This is a genomic window from Intrasporangium calvum, assembly GCF_028446585.1.
Taxonomy (GTDB): domain Bacteria; phylum Actinomycetota; class Actinomycetes; order Actinomycetales; family Dermatophilaceae; genus Intrasporangium; species Intrasporangium calvum_A.
Genome location: NZ_JAPFQL010000019.1, coordinates 1 through 23,395 on the forward strand (window position 1 = coordinate 1; position 23,395 = coordinate 23,395).

The following is a 23,395-nucleotide window of genomic DNA, read 5'->3' on the forward strand; positions in this document are numbered from 1 at the left end:
CATCGCGATCAGGGGCGACTGCCCTGAGTTCATAGCTGGTCCTCCCACGTCATCGGGGGGAGTGGCCTCATCCGACCGACAGCCTGCCGGCCGGATGAGGCACCACTCGATCAGTGCGTCGTCTTGAGGAACTCGTCGAGGGTGTCGGGCGTGACGACCTCGACGCCGGTGTCGACGTTGAAGTTCGGCTTCAGGGTCGACTTCTTCGTGTGGAAGTCAACGAGGATCTGAAGGGCCTGTGCGGTCATCCCGAAGGGCTTCTGCGAGATGAGCGCGTTCACGCATCCGGCCTTCATCCCGTCGATGCCCTGGGGCACCACGTCGAAGCCGACAGCCTTGGTGGAACCGCACTTGTTGGCGGACTTGAGGGCCCCGGCGATACCCGGGAGGTCCGAGCCGCCGATTCCGGCGAAGCCGACCAGGTCGGGGTGCGCCTGGAGGACGGTCTCGGCCTTGGACTGGGCCGTCGCGACCGACTCGCCGGACTCTTCGGTCGCAACGATCTGGATGTCGGGGTACTTGGCGAGGGCCTTCTTGACCCCCTCGAGCCGCTGGTTGAGGTTGGTCGCGCCGAGGTTGCCGATGATGATGGCGACCTTGCCCTTGTTCCCGATGGCCTGGGCGAGCGCCTCTCCTTCCTTCTCACCCGCTGCCACGTTGTCCGTGCCGATGTAGCCGAGGACCTTGCTGTCAGGCACGGGCCCGTCCCATGCGATGACCGGGATGCCCATTTCCGTCGCGCGCACGATGATCTCGCGGACGCTGGCGGGGTCGTTGGGCGAGATGGCGATACCGAGCGGGTTCTTGGCCAGGATCGACTCGAAGATGGACGCCTGCTTGGCGGCGTCGTCCGTGTCCGGGCCGAGGAACTCGGCCTTGACGCCGAGCTTCTTGGCCTCGTCTTCCATGCCCTTGCGGGCGTCGACCCAGTAGGGGTTGTTGAGGGACTTGGGGAGGAACACATAGCTGCCCTCCGAGCCTCCGCCGCCGGTGCTGGAGCCGCTGCCGCCGTTGTCAGAGGCTTGGCCGCAGGCTGCGGCGCTGAGGGCGACCATGGCGACAGCCACGGTGACCTTGAGGAACCTGGTGCGCATTACTATCTCCTTTGATGGTGCGTGACCTTGCCCATTGGCCTGTGGCGTGGTCGATTGCGCTGGATGTCTGACCGCCCGGCTGGAACGCCCAGCCGGGCGGTCCGTTCCTTACTCGTGGTCCGGGGGTTGGAGAGCCGGCCTCGAAAGAAGGACGATTTTCTGGTGAGCGACCTGCTGGACGGCCACGACGCCGTCAGCGAGTGCACGTGCGAGGTCCGCTTTCGCTAGAACCTCCTCGTCAAGGTCATGGAAGGCTTGGAGGAGCGCGCGTCGCAGCTCGGTGTTGATGTTCACCTTGGCGACGCCTCGCTCCAGGACGGCGCGGAGCTCGTCGTCGGGGAGCCCTGAAGCCCCGTGCAGCACGAGCGGCACGCCGACAGCGTCGCGGATGTGCGTGAGCAGCTCAAGGGCCAGAGGCTGTGGTTCGCTGGCCATGCCGTGGACGTTTCCCACTGCGACTGCCAGGGCGCTGACCCCCGTGCGATCGACGAACTCGCGGGCTCGTGCTGGGTCTGTCATCTGGCCGACCTCGGTCACCACGGATCTGTCCTCGTCACCGGGCACCGATCCGAGCTCGCCTTCAACCCAGACGCCGTTGGCCGCACCGATGGCTACCGCTTCGCGCGTGAGCGCGATGTTCTCCTCGAACGGCAGCCCTGAGCCGTCGACCATGACGGAGCTGTAGCCGGATTCCGCGCACCACCTGATCTCCTCGAGGTCCCGGGAGTGGTCCAGGTGCACCCCCACCCGCACGGAAGCCGCTTCTGCAGCGTGCAGCGCGAGTGCAGCGAGCGCAGCCCGGCCTGCGTGGGCGAAGGTGCTCGAGCCCGCCTGCAGAATGATCGGCGCGCCGGCCGCCTCCGCGGCTCGGACCACACCCATCGTGGTCTCGAGTCCGTAGGTGGAGAAGGCTGCCAGGGCCCAGCCCTGGGCGTAGGCTTCCTGGATCGTTCCGAGCCCGGTGTCAAGCATGATCCTCACCACGCAGGATTTGGACGGCCGAGGCCATCGACTGGTCGTCCCCGACGTTCCCGGCGAAAACGACGTAGGGCATGTTCTTGGGGGCGCTCTCGCCTTGGTCCGCGACGGACAGCCAGACGGACGTCATCCCGGGGAAGAGCTGACCGGCGACGATGGCACGACGAATGTCGAGGCCCTTGGCAGCGACGTCATGAGACGTGATCCCCCCCTTGGCGATGACCCAGCCAAGGGCGTAGCGCGCATTCACCAGCCGCACGACCTGGACAACTGCCTCTGACACGAGTCTCGCGATTTCGAGGCTGTGCTGGGCATCGTTGCCACGGACCAGGATCCGGCTAGTCATCAGGAGGACGTCCGAGTTCCGCAGCGCCTCCACGATGGCCTCTGCGGCATCCGCGACGACCGAGGCCCGCCGCTCGGGATGGATCAGATCTGGAACGTTGATCGTCACGGCGTGGATGCCGGAGAGCTGCTGGAGTCGGGCGACTTGGCGGCCGGTGAGCTCGACGTGGGAACCGACAACGACGAGCCCATGGGCTCCGCCGGAAGCTTTGGGACGGACGGGTGGGGTCGGCTCCATGCCGACTCGCGCGGCGACGAACGACGGGCCCGCCCGGTACACGAAACGCTTCCCGTGCTCCTCGGCGTCGAGCAGACCCAAGACCAATGTGTCGAGGTCGGCTCGCCTCGCCGCATCAGCGGCCACAACGGCACCGTGCTCCACGCTAGCCAGGATCTCGGCCACCCGACGAGGACCGCCCTCGCGCAGATCACCCAGGCTGATCCCGAGGACGGCCTGTGCCCGGATGCGGCCTTGGGTGCGTTCCTCTACGTACTCGGCGAGCCGTGAGCTCTTGAAGCCGAAGGTTGCGTCGCGTGCATAGTCCGTCTCTCCGACGGGCACCAGATCGTCATCACGCTTGACGTAGTGGGTCCCCTCGATGGTGAACCGCCCGGCCTCCAGATAGGCGGGGACGAACAGAACGCCGTCGACCGGTCGCCCAAGATCGGCCATCACAAGGGAGACGACATCGGTCTCCAGTGGGAAGTGCCCGCGAAGAGTGGAGTCGCCGCGACACGCCACGACGTAATCACGGCCGGCCCTGCTAGCGGCGGCATCGACCGCCTCCGTGGCGTCCCTCAGCAGCGCCTCTGTGTCGCTCGGGGACAGGCTGCGGGTGTTGGTCAGGATGAAGACCATGTGTGTGTCCAGACTGAGCGCCCAGTCGAGGGCCGCGGCGTCCCAAGCCATGAGAATCGGGACGTTGCTGACAGCCTGGCTGCCCGTGGGGTCGTCGTCGAAGACGATCACCACTGGCCCAGCGGCCGCAATGCGTTGGCGAATGACCTCACGCACATGCGAGCCCTCGACCGTGGCATCACTCTGGGATACAGAGGAGGACCATTCGGGAGCGGCGTTGCTCGAGGACGAGGGGATCATGGCGTCACGCGTCACCCATCGCACGGACACGCTCAGCGAGATCGGTGACTCCCATTCGGGGGCTGGCAAGGACGGGGAGCCCGGTCTCCTCAGAGAGGCGAGGGGCAAGTCGAGCCATCGAGGCCTGCGCCAAAACGATGACATCGACCTCCTTGGCGAGCTTGGCGGCCTCCTTGGAGACCATAGAGTCGTGGGCGTCCCTGTCGCCACCCATCAGGACCTGGAAGGCGCCCTCGGTAAGCCGCTGGTGAATGTGCACCTCGCGACCCAGTTCAGCAGCCTTGGCCAGCACCAGGTTGGACGTGGGATCGAGGGTCGTCGGGACGGTCGCGAGAACGCCAACCTCCTTGCCGGTGCTTGCAGCCTTGAGCGCCATGGCGTCATCGATCTTCACGATCGGCGTGTGGACCACCTGCTTGGCGGTGTCCATCGTCGGCCCGAGGGAAGAGCATGCGTTGAAGATGATGTCTGCACCGGCCGCCTCAGCGGCCTGCGCAAGGTGCACCATCCGGTTGGTGCTGGCCTCGGTGATCCCGCGGTCACGCCCGACCTGCGACAGCACGTCCGAGTCCACGAAGTGGATCACCTCAGCGTCCGGGAGCAGCTCGGCCAGCAGGTCATTGATCGCCGGCTCGACGGTGACGAAAACGAAACTCGTGTGCAGGACGGCTACCTTGGTCACCGGAACTCCTCTGATATCTGATAACTGATAGGTTGAGGAAACCGCATCGTCCGCGGTTTGGCAAGAGGTCCAGCAAAATGACCGTAGGTCTGCGGCTGCGGGCGCCGCAGGGACATCTGCGTGACCCTTGACACGTCCTCATGGCCGGGGCCACCGCTAGCTGAATTTGAGGAGGAGCCGTGCTCGCTGGAGCAACCCAGAGCGGGGCTGCCCTGCCCATCGGTCTGCGCTTGGTGGTTCTTGCCGATGACTTGACAGGGGCCGCAGACACCGCTGCCTCCTTCGCGAGCAGGTCACCCGCCACTCTCATGATCGAAGGCGGATCGGACTGGCCCGGCGAAGGATCTCTCGCACTCGACACCGAGACACGCCACGCGGACGAGGGCGTTGCGCGACAGCGGGTAGCCTCCTTGGCGAAACGGGCCGTCCGGATAGGGAGCGTCCTCTACAAGAAGGTCGACTCGCTTGGCCGAGGCAACATTGCGGCCGAAGTCGCCGCCGCGCTGGAGGTGCTGCGAAGCCGGACTCCACACGCCATTGCCCTACTCAGCCCTGCCTTTCCGTACCTAGGGCGCACTACCGCCCGGGGCCTTATCCACGCCGATGGGCACCCCGTCATGCGCAACGGGCGACCGCTGGACCTCGCGCAACTTCTCCAGCACAGCGGGTTGGCATCACGAACGGTCCCGGCTCCAAAGACGACCGAGGGACTCGTTGGCCAGATCCGGGCCGCAGTGGCGCAGAAGCTCGACGTCCTAGTCGTGGACGCCTCCACGGAGAATGACCTCAGGAGAATTCTCGAGGCCGCAGCGAGCTTCGAAGAGCAGGTCCTCTTGGTCGGCTCGGGAGGTCTCGCCAAACACTTGGGCGAGGCGCTCTTCGGCCCTGTGGACCGCCACCACGTCCCTGAACCACCCGGTGGAGCGAGGCTCTTCGTCGTGGGTAGCCGGGCTAATCAGGCCCGTGCTCAACGGGCAGCGCTCGTCGCGGCGGGCGTGCTCCCCATTCCTGTCATGGACATCCCGTGCAGCGACACGCTCCGAGCAATCCGAGCGCATCTCGGTTCGGGAGGGGACGTCGTCATCTTCCCGGATCCCGGAATGCCAGTCGCCCCGGAAGACGCCACCAGAGTCGCCGAACTCCTAGCCACAGTGGCGCAGCCCCTGTTGGATGCGGCGTGCACCATCGTTCTCACAGGTGGCGAAACGGCACATGCGGTCCTCCGGCGCACCGGGGTGGCTGCCTTGCGCATCCTTGGGGAGCTGGAGCCCGGTGTCGTCCTGTCCAAGGTCTTGGCCCAAGACCTGTACGTAGTCACGAAGGCGGGTTCCTTCGGAGATGACCAAGTCTTGGTCCGCCGTTTACATCCCACCATCCAAAGGAGCGCGCCATGAGCAAGCCAATCGTCGCCATCACGATGGGCGACCCCGCAGGCATCGGCCCTGAGATCGTCGTCAAAGCGTTGGCGTCGCCAGCCATCTACGAGATTGGGCGGCCGCTCGTGATCGGCGATGCCAAGCGCCTCCGCCATGCCGCCAATATCTGCGATGCGGCTGTTGACATCGCGGTCGTCGAAGGACCCGAGGGCGCCGCCTTCGAGCATGGGCGGATCGACTGCGTCGACCTCGACTGCGTGCCCAAGGACCTGCCGTTTGGCGCGGTATCTGCGATCGCCGGCGACGCCGCATACCGATTCATCGAGCGCGCCGTCGAATTGGCAGTTGGCGGACGCGTGGGCGCGATCTGCACGGCTCCGCTCAACAAGGAGGCGCTGCACGCGGGCGGCCACGTCTTCCCAGGCCACACCGAACTGCTGGCCCATCTGACCGGCACCGAAGAGGTGTCCATGCTCTTGAACGCACCCGGACTGCGAGTCATCCACGTCACGACGCACATTGGGCTGATCGACATGGTCCGCAAGATCGACGCTGGCCTGGTCAAGAGAACCATCGACCGCGGCAACCGGGTGCTCCTCAGCGCAGGTGTGGAGCGGCCGAGAATCGCAGTCTGCGGCATCAACCCGCACGCCGGCGAGAACGGGCTTTTCGGCTACCGCGAGGAGGAGGAAAAGATCGTCCCCGCTGTCGAGGCAGCGCGAGCTGAGGGCATCGATGCACAAGGCCCCCTCCCAGCTGACACCGCGTTCTTCCGCGCCAAGCGCGGCGATTTTGACCTGGTCGTTGCCATGTATCACGACCAGGGCCACGGTCCCGTGAAGGTCCTCGGCATCGAGGAGGGCGTCAACATCACTGTTGGCCTGCCAGTCATCCGAACCAGCGTTGACCACGGCACGGCCTTCGATATCGCCGGCACGGGCAGAGCCGGCGAGGCCAGCATGCTGGAGGCCCTACGCCAGGCAGTGGACCTGGCTCCGCGGGCCTGAAGGGCGAGGCGGCTGAACAGACGCGCGATTTCAAGCTGAAACGGCGCCATGCAACGAACAATCCCGTTCCTCAGGCCGCCAGCAGCGGCTCGATCAGACCCGCCCACGCGGCTCGCAGATCGGCGGGAAGCGCTCAGCCTCGATTCACCGAGGGGCCTTGGGTCCGGGAAGTGATCTCGTCTGCGGGTTAAGGGTGTGGCGAGGGCGTGGGTGATCGCCCGACCTCGCCATTGGGGTGTTCCACGTATTGTTTTCAGGGGCCGGGCCAGGGCCAGGGCCAGGGCCAGGGCCAGGGCCACGATCGTCCCGCCCTGGAAGTACGCCAAGGCCTTTCAGTCCCGTCTCGCTGACCGTCTTCAGGTCTGCGACGGACGCGATGCCGGAGATGATCGTGAGGAACGCGATAGGCCCGATAAGCATTCTCATCCATTCTCATCGCGTTGACGAAGGTCGTGCCGATCGGCTCCATCTGGGTGTCGGCGTCCCGCGCCAGCCAGCCAAGGAGGATGCCCGCGATGAGCACCCACAGGTAGAGCTGCCGGTGCAGCCGGCGCCGGGTGGTACCGCAGGGGTGCTCGGAGCAGTGGTCATCGTTCCTACCTCGTTGTAAGAGTGATGGTCACGTGCTGACGACCGCGCGCTGGAGGGCCTCGACGACGGCGGTGGTCACCTCGTCGGTGGTGGCGTTCCCGCCGATGTCACGCGTGCGGACGCCTGCCGCGGTCGCCCCCCGAACGGCGGCCTCCACCCGAGCGGCCTCGGCGGCCAGGCCGAAGTGCTCGAGCATCAGGGCGCCGCTGGAGATCTGCCCGATCGGGTTGGCGACGCCGAGGCCGGCGATGTCCGGGGCAGAGCCGTGCACCGGCTCGAACATGCTCGGGAAGCGTCCATCGGGGTTGAGGTTGGCGCTCGAGGCCAGACCGAGGCTGCCGGCGAGAGCGGACCCGAGGTCGGAGAGGATGTCGGCGTTGAGGTTGGAGGCGACGACGACCGAGAGGTCTTCCGGGTGCAGGACGAACTTGGCACTCATGGCGTCGACCAGGACGCTCTCGGTCGCAACGTCCGGGTAGTCCTGGGCGACCCGGGCGAAGACCTCGTCCCACAGCACCATGCCGTACTGCTGGGCGTTTGACTTCGTCACGCTGGAGACCTTCTTGACGCGACGCTTGCGGGCCAGGTCGAAGGCGAACCGCATGATGCGCTCGCAGCCCTTCTCGGTGAACAGCGCGGTCTGGAGCGCGACCTCATTGCCCGGACCGCGGCCGCTGAGGTTGCGGCCGCCGAGACCCGCGTACTCGCCCTCGCTGTTCTCGCGGACGACCACCCAGTCGAGCTCCACCTCGGCGGCCTTGCGAAGCGGCGAGGTGACGCCGGGCAGGAATGTGACGGGCCGGACGTTGGCCCACTGGTCGAAGTTCTGGGTGATGTTCAGGCGCAGGCCCCACAGGCTGACGTGGTCCGGGACGGTCTCCCAGCCCACGGCACCGAAGTAGATCGCGTCGTATCCGCGAAGGGTCTCAAGCCCGTCCTCCGGCATCATCCGGCCGTGCTTCGCGTAGTAGTCCGATCCCCAGGGGAACTCGGTCCACTCGAAGCGGAAGGTTCGTGACTGCTCGGCAACGGCATCGAGGACTCGGCAGCCGGCGGCGACCACCTCCTTGCCGACGCCGTCGGCGGGGATCACGGCGACGCGGTACGTGTGCTCGGTGGTCATGCTTGGCCTCCATTGGCTCGGGTTGTCGATGCAGCCATGGAAGGACAGAAGGACTCATCCGTTCCAAGACCGAATCCGGATGCGAGTCATAGGATCGGCCTATATGTGGAGGTTAGCCGCGTCGTTCCGGAGGCGGCGGGCCGTCTCGAGGAAGGCAGTCGCCACCGGAGTGAGGCCGGAGTGGCGATGCACCAGCGAGATTCGCAGCACGGAATGCGGTTCGATGGGCAGCACCACCAACCCGAGGCGCTCGGCCAGAGGGCGCCACGCCTCGGGAAGGACCGCATGCCCGACGCCTGCGTCCACCAAGGGCAGGATCGAGGTGCGGTGGGCCACCTCGACCACCAGGTGCGCCGAGGTGCCGCGCGCTGCCAGGTCGTCGACAAACCAGCGCATCAGGGATCCGCGTTGTGAGGCCACGACCGGCTGACCAGCCAGGTGGTCCCGGCTGATCATCGTACGCCCGTCGAACACGGCCGCGCCTCGCGCGACCACCAGAACCAGCGGCTGCTCGTCGAGATGCACCACCCTCAGGCCTCGAGCGTGGAGAGGCTCGCGCGAGCCGACGAGGGCCACCTCGGCCGAACCCTTCTCGATGGCGTCGACGGCCTCCTCGGGAGTGAAGGCGGCACCGACGTTGAGTGTCACTCCCGGATGCTCCCGCAGGAAGGATGCCGTCAGCGAGGCCAACGGCTCGATGCCGGGCGAGGGCATCGTCACCAGGTCCAGCCGTCCGGAGCGGACCCCACGGTGGGCGTCGACGAGGGCGCGGGCGGCGTCCAGGTCTCGCAGGACGGTCCGTGCCGCGCCGATCAGGTCACGCCCCGCCTCGCTGAGGACCAGACGCCGCCCCACCCGATGGAAGAGCGGAACCCCGAGCTCCGTCTCGAGGCTGTTGAGCGCCTGAGAGAGTGACGGCTGGGACACAAACAACTGCTCGGCAGCACGCGTCACGCCACCTGCGTCCACGATTGCGAGAAAGTAGCGAAGCTGACGAACGTCCATGACTGCGCCTCCACTCGAGTAGGCCGCCGACACTAGCCGGCTCCGAAGCGTACGCCGCCGGAGAGTTCTAGCCCCCCTCGTTGGGTTTTTCTGCACGTCATCCGTGTTGGATTGGGGCCGCGTTTCGGAGGGACGTTCATGGCCGGCCGTGACCTTTGCTGGCATGACTCGATTGGACGTGGGGATAGAGGCTCGATTGGAGCTCGACGTAGGGGCCAGCGATCGCCGGCCACGGGTACTCAACATCGCGGCCCTGTCTTGGGGACAGCGCTCGGACGATGTTGCCCTCGAACACCACGGCCTCGCGGAGTCCGCGTCCACGCCATGAGATTCACGCCATCCGAGTGGGATGTCACCGCAATGGCGACGGTCGTCCCCTCCGTCGTGATCCGACACCCCCACTCCACCAACGTCGCAGGTCAGCACGCCTGCGAGTCCGGTGGTCACGGCCCGACGACGCGAACTTCTGCACGTACTTGCCACAGACGCCCGCAACCTGACGGACAGATCCGCCCCGAACCGGTCACAGCCGGACGACTCCCGGTTCCGAAACCTCAAGAGGGATCAAACAACTCGCCCCGGGCTCATGAAAGATCTCCGGCCCGCAAGACCTTCATCCGAAGATCTTGCGGGCCAGATCCGGATTCACCGGACGAGTGGCAGGTGAAGGATTCGAACCTTCGTAGCTTTCGCGACGGATTTACAGCCCGGGAGGCTCGTCGTGTTGACCTCTCGCGACTCAGTCGGATCCCAAACCTCCGCACAGTTTCGACACAGGTGGTCGACGCCGCCCCGAGCTAGTCGCCGCTGATCGGACCCGTGCGGCCCGCCGCGTCGCGCCGAGGATTTCCCGGAGTTTCCGCACGCGTCTTCGCAGATGTCCTGACGTCGAGAGATCGAAAGGGCGTCGCCAAACCATGTCCGCCGCCCCCCGAGTGACTTGACGCCGTCGCTGCCGGGGTTCCTGCACATGCCGGTCCACGCTCGGCTAGGGTCGGTCATACCCGGCCAAACCGGGTCTGGCAAAGTGAGGCTGTCACGTGACTGAACCATGGCTGTCGGCGGACGAGGTAGCCCGCCACCTTGGCGTGTCCAAGGACACGGTGTACGCATGGATCGCAGACCGAGGCATGCCCGCGCACAAGGTCGGCCGCCTGTGGAAGTTCCAGGCCGATGAGGTCGACGAATGGGTGCGCAGCGGTGGTGCTGCTCCCTCGGACTCAAGGTTGCCCGGATGAGCGCACTGGTCGTCAGGCCCATGGCCCGGCGCCCCAGTTATCTTGATCGACTTTGTACAGGGCCGGATGGGGGTGCGCATGATGACCGACCCCGCGGCGCGGTATGCACTTTCGTTCACTAGTGGCGCCCTCCTCACGCGCGAGGCGTCTGTCGCCGCCCCCGTCTACCTGCGCGAACACGACTGGGGCAAGGTCCGCGCTGCCATCGATGAGGACAACCTGCTGCAGTCGCGAACTAGGTCGGCTGGGGCCAGGCTCGCTCGGGAGGTCGTGCAGCGTCTCGCGGTGCTGACCGACGAGGAGCTCGAACTACTTCTGGATGCGACCCCGACAGAGCGCGGACACCTCATGTGGGCTGCCGCCTGCCGGCGCTATGCCTTCATCGGCGAGTTCGCCGAAGATGTGCTGCGTGAGCGGTTCCTTCTGCTTGCGCCGACCCTCGAACACGACGACTTCGACAGGTTCTTCCGAGGCAAGGCTTTGTGGCACGACGAGCTGGCGGAGCTCAGCGAGTCGACGCGGCTAAAGCTCCGCGCAACCCTCTTCCGAATGCTTCGTGAGGCGGGGCTGCTCACCAAGGATGGCCGCATCCTCCGGGCGGTGCTTTCAGGCCGTGTGGCGGAAGCGCTGGAGGCGCGGACGCCCAGCGATCTTCGCTTCTTCCCGACGGGAGGTCTCGCATGACCAGAACACTCTCCATGAGTCAGCAGGAGAACCACTTGTTCGCCGTGTTGAGCAGCCAGCGCTTCCTGCAAATGGAGGGGCTCAGCAACGAGGTGCCCTTCTTCATCTACCCCTATCCGCCCGAGGCCGCGCTCGAGGTCGCCCAGGCCAAGAAGCGTGTGAAGAACAAGCTCAGCCAGAAGGGCATCACCGTCCGGGAGATCAACCTCTACGAGCTCTCGGTGGAGATTCTCAAGCAGCGTGGTGTCTGGGATCGCGTCCTCAAAGTCGAGCCCGAGACAGACAAGGACGACTTCCGCGAGATGCTCCAAGGGATGCTGGACGCCCAGCTGCACATCGCGCCGGCGATCCGCTCGAAGATCCAGGACGGCGCTTTCGACATCCTCTTCCTCACCGGCATCGGCGAGGTCTTCCCCTACATCCGGTCACACAACGTGCTCAACAACCTTCAGAGCGTCGTGACCGGCAAGCCCATGCTCATGTTCTTCCCCGGCCGCTACGAGCAGTCCGACACCCTCGGTTCCTCGCTCGTGCTGTTCCGGCAGCTGAAGGACGACCAGTACTACCGAGCCAAGAACATCCTGGAACAGGAAGCGTGACCCGATGCTGCTGAACGACATCTTCGCCAAGGACGTCCAGCGCCCGATCGAGGGCGTCATCAAGGCCGATGACGTTGCTCACCTGGGCACCGAGGTCGAGGAGTACGTCCTCACCAACGAGGCCGCCAAGGGCCTCGAGCTTCTCCTTGAGGCGTACACCAACTACACCAACGCCAACGGTGTCTGGATCTCCGGTTTCTTCGGTTCCGGTAAGTCGCACCTGCTCAAGATGCTCGCCCACCTCCTCGGCGACGTCGAGGGTCAGGACTTCGATCGGGCACAGGTCATCGAGAGCTTCCGCTCGAAGGCCGCCGATGCCTTCCTGCCACCGCTTCTCGACAAGGCGGCGCGCATCCCGGCCAAGAGCCTGCTGTTCAACATCGACCAGAAGGCGACCCTCATCACCAAGGACCAGACGGACGCCCTGCTCAAGGTGTTCGTCAAGGTCTTCGACGAGAGCCGGGGCTACTACGGCAACCAGGGGCACGTCGCCCGCTTCGAGCGCGACTTGGACAGCCGCGGCCAGTACGAGGCCTTTCAGTCCGCCTTCGAGCGCATCGCGGGCATCCCGTGGACGCAGGGTCGCGAGCAGAGCGCCCTGGAGGGCGCCAACATTGATGCCGCGTTCGCTGAGGTCGACGGCACGGCCACCAGCGGCATCATCAAGCAGTACCAAGCCTCGTATGCCGTGTCCATCGAGGACTTCGCCGACGAAGTGAAGGCATGGCTCGACAGACAGGCCAAGGACTTCCGGCTCAACTTCTACGTCGACGAGGTGGGCCAGTTCATCGGCTCCAATACCCACCTGATGCTCAACCTCCAGACGATCGCCGAGAGTCTCAACACCAAGTGCGGCGGCCGCGCGTGGGTGATGGTGACCTCGCAGGAGGACATGGACAAGGTCGTTGGTGACCGCACCAAGCAGCAGGGCAACGACTTCTCCAAGATCCAGGCGCGCTTCAAGACTCGCGTCAAGCTCACCAGCGCCGACGTCGAGGAGGTCATCCGCAAGCGTCTGCTGGAGAAGAATGAGAGCGGGCAGTCCGCCCTCGAGGCGATCTACGCCAACCAGTCCGCAAACTTCAAGACGCTGTTCGACTTCGTCGACGGCGCGAAGACCTACCGCAACTACACCGACGAGAAGCACTTCATCGGGACCTACCCCTTCGTCAGTTATCAGTTCCCGCTGTTCCAGGCCGCGATCGAGGGGATCTCGGACCACAACGTCTTCGAGGGCCGCAACAGCTCAGTCGGTGAGCGCTCGATGCTCGGCGTCGTCCAGCAGGTCGCCAAGGACATCGGCAATGTCGAGGTCGGCAGCCTTGCGACGTTCGACCACATGTTCGCCGGCATCCGCGCCTCGCTGAAGTCCGCGGCACAGCGCTCGATCGACGTGGCCGAACGCAACCTCGACAACAAACTGGCCATCCGGCTGCTCAAGGCGCTGTTCCTCGTCAAGTACGTCGAGAGCTTCCAGGCGACGCCGCGCAATCTGACCGTTCTGGTCTACGACCGGTTCGGGCTTGACCTGCCCGCGCTCGCCGCCGATGTGAAGGATGCCCTGGCTCTCCTGGAGACCCAGACGTACATCCAGCGCAACGGCAACACGTACGAGTACCTCACCAACGAAGAGCAGGTCATTGAGGAGGAGATCAAGAACGTCGACATCGACTCCTCCGAGGTCAGCAAGAAGCTGTTCGACACGTTGAGCCAGGGCGTCATCAAGGTCAACAAGATCCGATATGCCAAGAACGGACAAGACTTTCCGTTCGGCTTCAAGCTCGACGACCAGGTGCACGGCCCCCAGCGCGAGCTCGCGGTGCACTTCATCACCCCGGAATACCCCTACGGACCAGAACAGATCCGGATGCACAGTGCCGGCAAGGACGAACTGCGCGTCATCCTCGCACCCGACGAGCGCGTGCTGTCCGACCTGCGCCTCCTGCTGAAGACGGACAAGTACACGAAGCGCAAGCAGACGACCTCGTTGTCGGCAATCGAGGATCAGATCCTCCGCGCCAAGGCAGCGCAGAACCGAGAGCGTGAGAAGGAGCTCGTCCAGCGCCTCCACAACGCCGTCGGCACGTCGACCCTCGTGATCAACGCAGCCGACCTGCCCGTGTCGTCCACGGACGCGCTCGGCCGCGTCACCGAGGGCTTCCAGGAACTCGTCGGACGCACGTACACCCAGCTGAAGCTCCTCGGTGGCGCCACCTACAGCGAGGCGCAGGTCGCCGGCGCAGCCAACCCCGATGGTGGGCTGTTCGACGCCGAGGCCCTGCTCAAGCTGGACCAGCCAGCACTAGAGGTGCTGGCGACGATCCTGCGCAAGGATGCCCAAGGCGAGCAGGTCACGATGAAGATCCTCGTCGACACCTTCCAGTCGAAGCCCTACGGCTGGGACCTCGCGGCCATCGAGGTCATCGTGGCCTCGCTGATCGGCAGCTCGAAGATCACCCTCACAGTCGACGGCAACGTCCTCAAGCGCAGCGAGGTGGCAACTGCCCTGCGCAACACGCAGAAGCACGGACACGAGATCATCGCTCCGCAGAAGACCTTCGACGATCGCAAGGTCGCCGCGTTCCGCAAGTTCGTCACCGACTTCTTCGACGAAGGCAACGCCCCGAAGGACCCGCTTGAGCTCGCGCGCCACGGCGCCGACAAGTTCCAGGGAAAGCTCGACGAGCTGAAGGCCACCGCCAGCGGCTCGCACTACCCGTTCGTCGAGCTGCTCAAGGGTCCCATCGGGCTCCTCGAACAGGTCGTGGGCAAATCCGACGACTGGTATCTCGGCGCGTTCAGCCTCGGCGACGACCTGCTCGATGCCAAGGACAACGTCATCGACCCGATCCAGTCGTTCCTCAACGGCGCCCAGCGGTCGATTTACGATGACGCGGCTACCCTCCTGTTAACCCACAGCGGCAACCTCGGCTACCTGCCGGCGGGCAGCGACGAGACGGTCAAGTCCGCACTAGCTGACTCAAACGCCTTCCGGGGCAACAAGATGGCCCAGTTGAAGACCGCGGCGGACAAGCTGCGTACCCAGATCGAGGCCGTCCTTGCCACCCACCGCGCCGACGTCACCGCCGCCATCGACGCTCGCAAGAGCGAGCTCGTCGCCAGCGCCGACTATGCGAATGCGACGGCGGAGGCACAGCAGCAAGTGACCCGGCGCATCGACGACACGCTCGCCCGAGTGGCCCGTGAGACCCAGATCGCGCTCATCCTCCAACTCGGATCAACCTTCGAGTCGAGCGACTACCCCACCCTCCTCGATCTGCTTGCCTCCTCCCCAGTCACGCCGAACCTCGATCCCGAGCCCGTGAAGCACACTGTCTCGGTCAAGACCATCAAGGTGCCCGGCGCATCCGGCGTCCTCGAAACCGAGGACGACGTCGAGCACTACCTCACCGCCCTGCGCAGCGCACTCATCCAGACCCTGAACGACGGAAAGCGAATCACCCTGTGATGGACACGGCACCACTGAAGAGTCTCGCGACGTGGTCGCGTACTGGACTCATTCGTGAGGTCACTGCACGTATCTCTGGCGTGCTCGCGCCGGGCTCGACGGAGCGGGTCGAGCAGGCCCGGGCCGTTGCTGCGTTGGAGAGGGCGGTGTCCGCTGCTGGGGGCGGCGACATAGGTCGTGCTGCCGTCGCGGACAAGGTCGCTTACACGTGGTTCAACCGGATCATCGCGCTGCGCTTCATGGACGCCAACGGCTACACCGGGATCGGCGTGGTCTCGCCGCAGGCCGGCGTTGAGGTCGGCCAGCCGGAGATCCTCGCCGAGGCCAAGCGCGGCGTCATCGACACCGACGTCGCGAGCCAGAAGACGCGATCGACCGTCGCGGCCCTTCTGGATGGGACCCGGGCCAGTGGTGACCCGCAGGGCGAGGCGTACGCGCTGCTGCTCGCGGACTACTGCCGCCACTGGAACAAGGCCATGCCGTTCATGTTCGAGCGGGAGGGTGACTACACCGAGCTGCTGATCCCGGCGAACCTGCTCGCTGATGACTCGGTCCTCAACCGTTCGGTCAAGGTGCTGACCGAGGGCGTGTGCCGGGACGTCGAGGTCATCGGCTGGCTGTACCAGTTCTACATCTCGGAACGCAAGGATGAGGTCTTCGCCGGGTTCAAGAAGAACAAGAAGGCCGGCGCTGCCGATATCCCGGCGGCGACGCAGTTGTTCACGCCTCACTGGATCGTGCGCTACCTGGTGGAGAACTCCCTGGGGCGGCTGTGGATGCTCAACCACCCGAAGTCGGGCCTGCTTGAGCGGATGGACTACTACATCGCCCCGGTCGATGCCGAGACGGACTTCCTCAAGATCAGCAGGCCCGAGGAGCTGACGGTCATCGACCCCGCATGCGGTTCCGGCCACATGCTCACCTACGCCTTCGACGTGCTGTATGCGATCTACGAGGAGGAGGGCTACGCGCCCTCCGAGATCCCGGGCCTGATCCTGACCCACAACCTCTACGGCACCGAGATCGACCCGCGTGCCGGGGCGCTCGCCGCGTTCGCGCTCACGATGAAAGCCCGGGCCAAGCAGAAGACCTTCTTCAGCAAGCAGGTTGAGCCCAACATCTGCGTGATCGAACCGATCACCTTCAGCCCAAACGAGCTCGACCTCCTCGTCACCAAGAATGGCGACAAGCAGGCCGAGGAGGCGTTTTGGAACCAGTTCGCCGAGGCAGACACGCTCGGCTCCTTGATCCAGCCTGACGCCGAGATCACCGGCCGGCTCGTCCGCCACCTTAAGACTCTCGACGACAACGGAGACATACTGCGAGCCGACGCGCTCGACTGGGCGTCTGCTGTCGTCCGACAGGCCGAGTACCTGACCACACGGTATGCCGTCGCTATCGCGAACCCGCCCTACATGGGAACGCGGAACATGAGTGATCAATTGCGCCAGTTCGCAGAGGAGACTTATGGGAACTACTCCGGCGACCTCTGCACTATGTTCATCAGCCGGTCGCTCGACCTGGTGGCCCACCAAGGCCTCGCAGCTTTGGTCGTTAGTGAGTCCTGGTTGTTCAACACAACCTACGAGGAGATGCGTCGTGACCTCGTTCTGCGAGCTCGTCCCGTCGTCACGGCCTGCATCGACAAGTCAGCGTTTGGTGTACGTCTCAACACGGCTGCCTCTGTCTTCGAGCGAGGAGCTCGTCTGGACAAGCTGTCGTTCTTCCGCGTTACGCAGGGCGACCTAATCACAGGCGCACTCGGCATGCTTCCGCCGGAAGGTGCGGTGGTCCACGAGGTGGACGTCCACCACTTCGATAAGGTTCCCGGTGGGGCGTTCATCTTTGACATGCCAGCACCTTTGCTTGCCCTCTATGACAAGACCAGCACCATAGGTGAGGTATTCGAGGTCAAGCAGGGGCTTGCAACGGCCGACAACGGACAGTTCGTACGCCTGTGGTGGGAAGTGGGCCACGAGCGGCTGGCATTTGGCTGCGCCAATCGCATCGAAGCCAGCCAATCGGGCAAGCGTTGGTTTCCTTACAACAAGGGAGGCACTCCAGTCCCTTGGTGGGGGAATCAGGACTACGTCGTGAACTGGGAGAATGACGGCAAAGCGATTCGATACTTCGGGACGGATGGTGGAGGTCGTCCACGTTCGGCAGTTCGAAACCCCGACTTCTACTTTCGCTCGTCGGTGACCTGGTCGAACATCGGTAGTGGTGGGGCGCGCTTCCGATTCACTCCCGCTGGGTTTATTTTCGATGTTGCTGGAATGTCTGCGTTCGCTCCCACGCCGGAGACGCAGCTTGGTCTATTGGGATACCTGAACTCGACCGTAGTCCGCGCCGGACTCGATGTATTGGCGCCAACCCTCAACTATCAAGTCGGGGACGTCGCCCGGCTCCCCGTTGTATCTGGTGACGGAGACAACGAGCGGGTTGATCGGTTGGTAGCGCTCTCTCGCGTAACCTGGGCGGAGAGCGAAACCGCCCACGAGTTCAAGGAAAGCCCGCTCACTGGTCACCGTCAATCCAGCCTAAGCTCGGCTTACTCTACCTTGAATCGGGAACGTTCAAGGCGGCAGGAGGAGCTCGCCCAACTGGAGCGGGCCAGCAACGAATACTGGGCCAATCGGATCGGCGAGCTGTCCGGCGAGCCAGTTGATGAGAGGTTCAAGCATGTGTCCCGACAGGTCGATGGGCCCACTGTTCTTGACGACGTGCAGTCGCTTGTGTCCTATTCCATCGGCTGCATGTTTGGGCGTTACAGCCTGGACGAGCCGGGGCTGATCCTTGGCGACCAGGGCGCGACTTTGCAGGTCTACCTCGCCAAGGTCCCGTGTCCCACCTTCACGCCGGACACTGACAACGTCATCCCGATCGTCGATGGCGACTGGTTCGAGGACGACATCGCCGAACGGTTCCGGCAGTTTCTGCGCGCCGCCTTCGGCGAACAGCACTTCGAGGAGAACCTGCGGTTCGTCACCGAGTCGCTCGGGGTGAAGAACCTGCGCGACTACTTCGTGAAGTCCTTCTACAGGGACCACGTCCAGCGCTACAAGAAGCGACCGATCTACTGGCTGTTCTCGAGCCCCAAGGGCTCGTTCAACGCGCTCATCTACATGCACCGCTACACGCCATCGACCGTCTCGACGGTGCTCAACGAGTACCTCCGGGAGTTCCAGGCCAAGCTCAAGGCCAGCCTCGGGCATGCCGAGCGGTCCAACAGCGCGAAGGAAGCCGACCGGCTCCGCAAGATCCTGCTGGAACTGGACGGGTACGAGCACGACGTGCTCTACCCGCTGGCTTCCCAGAACATCGCCATCGACCTCGATGACGGCGTGAAGGCGAACTATCCCAAGTTCGGCGCCGCACTGAAGAAGATCCCCGGCCTGGAGGCGAGCGAATGACCCAAGCCGCCACCGTCAGGCCGCACCTGGAGCGCCGATTCAACGACCACAGGGTCGTGTTCTGGCACGACCCCGAAGGTCAGTACACCTCGGACCTCGACAGCCTCGACCTACCCGGTGTCACGATGCTGCGGGTCGCCAACGATGAGTACGCCATCAAGTACCGGCTGCTCCACGACCAACCTGATGGCAAGTTTCTCGTTTACCGGTCGGGACAGGTTCCGACCGGAGTTGGCAACTGGCTGCTCGACTTGGAGCTGGCCTATGGTGTGTTCACTGCCGACCGCAGTTCGCTTGTCACCCAGGATCTCGGGCTGAGCTCGGAGGGCATCGACGCGGTGGTTCAAGAGCACGATAAGTTCTTCGGTGCCAGTAAGCGCGTTGAGAGCCTCAAGGCCCTGCTCTCCCCGGATGATGATACGGCTCGGCTTCGCGCCAAGATGTCTGCGGTGGTGCTCGGCCAAAAGGAGCACAGCCTGCTGGAGCTCACGCGCACCCTGCTGTCCGAGAACGCCAAGGGCCAGCACCTCAAGTACGACGCTCTTGTCGACCTCGGACTCGGTGACTTCTATTGGCGCGGCGTGGCCTCGATCTACGGCTACGAGTCCGCCGCACCGAGCATGGACGACTTCATCCTCTGGACCTTCAGCAAGGCGATCGACGGCTTCACCTCCGATCGACCCGGGGGGCTCCAGAACATCCAGCTCGACTTCGCCAGCCTGCGCAACGACCGCCGCAGCCAGAACGCCATGTCTGCGCTGGCCAAGCGCGCATCGGCCGACCTCGACTACCAGGCGAGCATCGAGGACGCGACCTTCCGCGACCTCGTCGGCCTCGACCTGTTCGAGGAAACCGACCAGAAGATCATTGCTGATCTCGCCCGCGCGGTCACCGAGCAGACCGTCACAGCACGAGAAGTCGCCGAGGTGGTTCGCGCGCGTCAGAGCAGTGTCTGGATCGACGGCTACCGCGAGCTCTACGCGGCCATCGGCGCCGGCGCAGACCTGCTCGCGGCACTCAACGCCGTGGATTACACGATGGCCTCGCTCGATGAGGGGCTGAAGCGGTATCAGACCGACTGGTTCCGTATCGACCAGCTCTATCGTCAGTTCACCTACGCCCGCCGTGCGTTCGAGGGGCCCCACCCGCTCGAGCCCCTTCGTGTCCAGGTCGAGAAGCGTTACACCAACAAGTTCGTGTACGAGCTCGGCACGACATTCCAGGCCCAGGTCGAGGGCCTCGACCGATGGCGGTCGAACGTCCTCCGCTCCCAGCGAAGCTTTTATCGGGACCACGTCGAACGACTGGTCCGAGACGGCAAGAAGGCCGTGGTCATCGTTTCCGACGCGCTTCGCTACGAGGTGGCCGAGGAGCTGGGTTCTCGTATCAGGCAAGAAGACCGGTTCGATGCGGAGCTCGAGGCAGTCCTGGGTGTCCTTCCCAGCTACACGCAACTTGGTATGGCTGCGCTCCTGCCACATCGCACCCTGATGCACTCCGCCGACGCAAAGACCGTCCTCGCCGATGGGCAGCCGACCAACGGCACGGCATACCGGAAGAAGATCCTCGAGAACGTGGGAGGGACGGCGATCCAGGCGGAGGACTTCAAGGCACTCAGCCCGGACGAGCGCCGTGACCTCTTCCGGGACCACAGAGTTCTCTACATTTACCACGACGTAATCGACGCCACCGGGGACAAGCCCGGCACCGAACGTCGCGTGTTCGAGGCTGCGGAGCAGGCACTCGGCGAGCTGGTCGACCTGGTGAAGAAGGCCGCCAACGCCAACGCCACCAACATCTTCGTGACGGCCGACCATGGCTTCCTGTTCCAGGACGAAGCGTTGCCCGAGCAGTTCTTCCTGTCCGAGTCCCCCCAGGGCGACAGCGTCCTCGTCAAGAACAAGCGCTACGTGCTCGGTCACGGCCTGAAGGTGGACTTCGCCTTCACGACCTTCAGCGGGGTCCAGCTGCAGCTCGACAGCGACATCGAGGTGCAGATCCCCAAGTCGATCCACCGGCTGCGGCTCGCCGGCGGAGGCACGCGCTTCGTCCACGGCGGAGCGACGCTGCAGGAGGTGGTCGTACCCGTGCTGACGATCAACAAGAAGCGCAAGAGCGACACCCGTCGGGTCAACGTCAAGGTCCTGCCCGACACCGACAAGATCACCACCGGCCAACTCGTCGTGAGGCTCTATCAGTCCGAGCCCGTCAGCGACAAGGTCCAGGCCCGCGTGCTGCGAGCCGGTCTCTACGTCGGCAAGACGCTGATCTCCAATGACCCTCCGCCCCAGCTGACGTTCGACTCGAACTCCACCGATCAACGGGACCGGTACCAGAGCGTCCAGCTGCTCCTGAACAAGGACGCCAACGACCACAACAACCGAGCCGTCGAGTTCCGGCTCGAGGAGCGCATCCCCAACACGAACCAGTGGCGCGTCTACGAGAAGGCGATCTACACGTTGAAGCGCTCCTTCACCTCGGACTTCGACTTCTAAGGCGGCATGCATGGCTGAGGACACCGACCTCCACGCGAACGAGCAAGGCCTTGACGAAGGGGTGGCTGCGGACCCCTCGCCCGACCAAGCCCCCGAGCAGACACCGCTGGACAAGAAGATCAACCAGTACTTCGCAGGGGTCGTCGTCCGCAAGGACTTGGTCAAGGCTGTCAAGGGCAACGCGATCGTTCCGACCTACGTCCTCGAGTACCTGCTTGGCCAGTACGCCGCCTCAGACAACGAGGCCACCATCCGGGCCGGCATCGACGCTGTCCGGAAGATCCTCGCCGACCACTACGTCCACCGGAACCAGTCGGAGCTGGTGAAGTCGACGATCAGGGAAAGGGGGCGGTACAAGATCATCGACAAAGTCACCGTGTCCTTGAACGACAAGGACGACCGATACGAGGCGGAGTTCTCCAACCTCGGCATCCGAGGTGTCATCGTCGAATCCTCCACCGTGAACGCCCACCCCAAGCTCCTGGTCGGCGGGGTGTGGTGCATCTGCGACATCGACTACTTCCACTTCGACGATGCCCGTGTCGTGCCGTGGCAGCTCGGCTCGCTCAAGCCGATCCAGCTGTCCCACTTCGACTTCGACTCCTACACAACATCGCGACGCGAGTTCTCGACCGAGGAGTGGATCGACCTGCTGATCCAGTCCATCGGCTTCAACCCCCAACTCTTCGGTCGTCGTGCCAAGCTCATCCAGCTGGTTCGCCTGATCCCGTTCGTGGAGCGCAACTACAATCTGGTCGAGCTCGGCCCGAAGGGGACCGGCAAGTCGCACATCTTCTCGGAGTTCTCACCCCACGGCATGTTGATCTCCGGTGGCGAGGTCACCGTCCCCAAGCTCTTCGTCAACAACTCCAACGGCCGCATCGGTCTCGTGGGCTACTGGGATGTGGTCGCCTTCGACGAGTTCGCGGGCAAGAAGAAGCGCACTGACAAGGCACTGGTCGACATCATGAAGAACTACATGGCGAACAAGTCGTTCAGCCGTGGTATCGAGACGCTAGGGGCTGAGGCGTCCATGGTGTTCGTGGGCAACACCTCTCACAACGTGCCCTACATGCTCAAGCACTCCGATTTGTTCGACGAGCTCCCCGAGAGCTACCACGACGCTGCTTACCTTGACCGTCTGCACTTCTACATTCCCGGATGGGAAGTCGACACGATCCGCGGGGAGATGTTCTCTGAGGGCTACGGCTTCGTCGTGGACTACATCGCAGAAGTACTCAAGTCGATGCGGAACGCTGACTACTCGGATCGCTACCAGCAGCACTTCACGCTCGGCTCGGACATCTCCACACGAGATCGGGACGGGATACACAAGACCTTCTCGGGCCTGATGAAGATCCTGTACCCGCACGGTGAGGCAACGAAGGATGAGATCGGGGAGATCCTGCGGTTCGCTATCGAGGGACGCAAGCGCGTCAAAGACCAGATCCTGCGCATCGACTCCACGATGACCGAAGTCAAGTTCGGGTACCGCGACGAGGCCGGTGAATGGCACACGGTCACGACCTTGGAGGAGGACGAGTACCCGGCGTATTACCACCATCGGCGGGTGGTTGACGGTGCAGGCGAAGAGTCGTCTGCGCGTGCTGACGCAGGAGACACGGACACTCCGGCCCTGCCAGCGCAGGAGGCCGCCCAGCCAGCGCCGCTCTTCGAGGGCCACCGAGACTTCCAGGAGAACCAGCGCGGTGTTTCGTACGAGACCTTGATCCTGCCGTACCTTCGCGGCGCGACCGAGATCACCATCGTCGACCCGTACATCCGCCAGTTCCACCAGGCGCGGAACCTCATGGAGTTGATCGAGCTCATCGCCTTGTCCAAGGACCCTGCCGAAGAGGTGAAGGTCTTCTTGGTGACAAGTGAGAACACGGACGGACCCGAAAAGCTCCAGAAGCAGATGGAGTTCCTGCTCCGCGTGAAGCAGGCCGCTGCAGTCGCCGGGATCACCCTCGACGTAAAGTTCGACGCCACCATCCACGACCGCTCGATCGTCACCAACTCGGGCTGGCGTATCAACCTCGGCCGCGGTCTGGACATCTTCCAGTTCGTCAGCACCGACGCCTTCGACCTCGCAGGGAAGCTCCAGCAATACCGCCAGGTGAAGTCGTTCAGCGTGGCCTACATCAACGAGGGTAAGAGCCGTAATGGCTCGCGGGAGTAGCGCGGCGAGACTGTC

Annotated in this window: 15 protein-coding genes; 9 read left to right on the forward strand and 6 right to left on the reverse strand. The window is 64.3% G+C overall.

Annotated elements, in window-relative coordinates; all coding sequences use genetic code 11:
- Positions 1-110: 110 nt before the first annotated feature.
- The 4 genes from OO014_RS06045 to OO014_RS06060 form a co-directional block, all read right to left on the reverse strand.
- Entirely contained in the window at positions 111-1,094 is a 984-nt protein-coding gene (locus OO014_RS06045; protein ID WP_272461386.1) for a sugar-binding protein, read from the reverse strand.
- A gap of 108 nt (positions 1,095-1,202) precedes the next feature.
- A complete protein-coding gene (locus OO014_RS06050) occupies positions 1,203-2,066 on the reverse strand; it encodes a class II fructose-bisphosphate aldolase (RefSeq protein ID WP_272461387.1) in 864 nt (287 codons plus the stop codon).
- Complete coding sequence (locus tag OO014_RS06055; RefSeq protein WP_272461388.1) at positions 2,059-3,390, reverse strand: four-carbon acid sugar kinase family protein; 1,332 nt, start codon at positions 3,388-3,390, stop codon at positions 2,059-2,061. The genes OO014_RS06050 and OO014_RS06055 overlap by 8 nt, the downstream gene beginning before the upstream one ends.
- 130 nt (positions 3,391-3,520) lie before the next feature.
- On the reverse strand, positions 3,521-4,198 hold the full coding sequence (locus OO014_RS06060; protein ID WP_272461389.1) for an aspartate/glutamate racemase family protein: 678 nt from the start codon (positions 4,196-4,198) through the stop codon (positions 3,521-3,523).
- Between the two features lie 179 nt (positions 4,199-4,377).
- Here OO014_RS06060 and OO014_RS06065 point away from each other — a divergent pair, with 179 nt between their 5' ends.
- Together OO014_RS06065 and pdxA are read left to right on the forward strand one after the other, a co-directional pair.
- Complete coding sequence (locus tag OO014_RS06065) at positions 4,378-5,592, forward strand: four-carbon acid sugar kinase family protein (protein WP_272461390.1); 1,215 nt, start codon at positions 4,378-4,380, stop codon at positions 5,590-5,592.
- Positions 5,589-6,581: a 4-hydroxythreonine-4-phosphate dehydrogenase PdxA gene (pdxA, locus tag OO014_RS06070; protein ID WP_272461391.1), complete on the forward strand. Its 993-nt coding sequence runs from the start codon at positions 5,589-5,591 to the stop codon at positions 6,579-6,581. Before OO014_RS06065 ends, pdxA begins: the two co-directional genes overlap by 4 nt.
- Before the next feature lie 619 nt (positions 6,582-7,200).
- On the opposite strand, the gene OO014_RS06075 is transcribed toward pdxA, so the two are convergent.
- Together OO014_RS06075 and OO014_RS06080 are read right to left on the reverse strand one after the other, a co-directional pair.
- Complete coding sequence (locus OO014_RS06075; RefSeq protein WP_272461392.1) at positions 7,201-8,295, reverse strand: tartrate dehydrogenase; 1,095 nt, start codon at positions 8,293-8,295, stop codon at positions 7,201-7,203.
- Between the two features lie 99 nt (positions 8,296-8,394).
- The gene (locus tag OO014_RS06080; RefSeq protein WP_272461393.1) at positions 8,395-9,300 is read right to left on the reverse strand and encodes a LysR family transcriptional regulator; all 906 of its coding nucleotides are present in this window, start codon (positions 9,298-9,300) and stop codon (positions 8,395-8,397) included.
- A 1,040-nt stretch (positions 9,301-10,340) separates the two neighbouring features.
- On the opposite strand from OO014_RS06080, the gene OO014_RS06085 reads away from it, so the two are divergent.
- The 7 genes from OO014_RS06085 (at position 10,341) to brxL (ending at position 23,380) form a co-directional block, all read left to right on the forward strand.
- Positions 10,341-10,538: a helix-turn-helix domain-containing protein gene (locus OO014_RS06085; RefSeq protein WP_272461394.1), complete on the forward strand. Its 198-nt coding sequence runs from the start codon at positions 10,341-10,343 to the stop codon at positions 10,536-10,538.
- 78 nt (positions 10,539-10,616) lie between these two features.
- Complete coding sequence (locus OO014_RS06090; protein WP_272461395.1) at positions 10,617-11,222, forward strand: DUF1819 family protein; 606 nt, start codon at positions 10,617-10,619, stop codon at positions 11,220-11,222.
- On the forward strand, positions 11,219-11,821 hold the full coding sequence (locus OO014_RS06095) for a DUF1788 domain-containing protein (RefSeq protein WP_272461396.1): 603 nt from the start codon (positions 11,219-11,221) through the stop codon (positions 11,819-11,821). The genes OO014_RS06090 and OO014_RS06095 overlap by 4 nt, the downstream gene beginning before the upstream one ends.
- A 4-nt stretch (positions 11,822-11,825) precedes the next feature.
- Entirely contained in the window at positions 11,826-15,290 is a 3,465-nt protein-coding gene (gene brxC / locus OO014_RS06100; protein ID WP_272461397.1) for a BREX system P-loop protein BrxC, read from the forward strand.
- Positions 15,290-18,703 carry a BREX-1 system adenine-specific DNA-methyltransferase PglX gene (gene pglX / locus OO014_RS06105; RefSeq protein ID WP_272461398.1) on the forward strand — a complete coding sequence of 1,138 codons (3,414 nt, stop codon included), beginning with the start codon at positions 15,290-15,292 and terminating at the stop codon, positions 18,701-18,703. Before brxC ends, pglX begins: the two co-directional genes overlap by 1 nt.
- Entirely contained in the window at positions 18,700-21,198 is a 2,499-nt protein-coding gene (pglZ, locus tag OO014_RS06110) for a BREX-1 system phosphatase PglZ type A (protein ID WP_272461399.1), read from the forward strand. Before pglX ends, pglZ begins: the two co-directional genes overlap by 4 nt.
- A 10-nt stretch (positions 21,199-21,208) precedes the next feature.
- A complete protein-coding gene (gene brxL, locus OO014_RS06115; RefSeq protein ID WP_272461400.1) occupies positions 21,209-23,380 on the forward strand; it encodes a BREX system Lon protease-like protein BrxL in 2,172 nt (723 codons plus the stop codon).
- Positions 23,381-23,395: the final 15 nt, after the last annotated feature.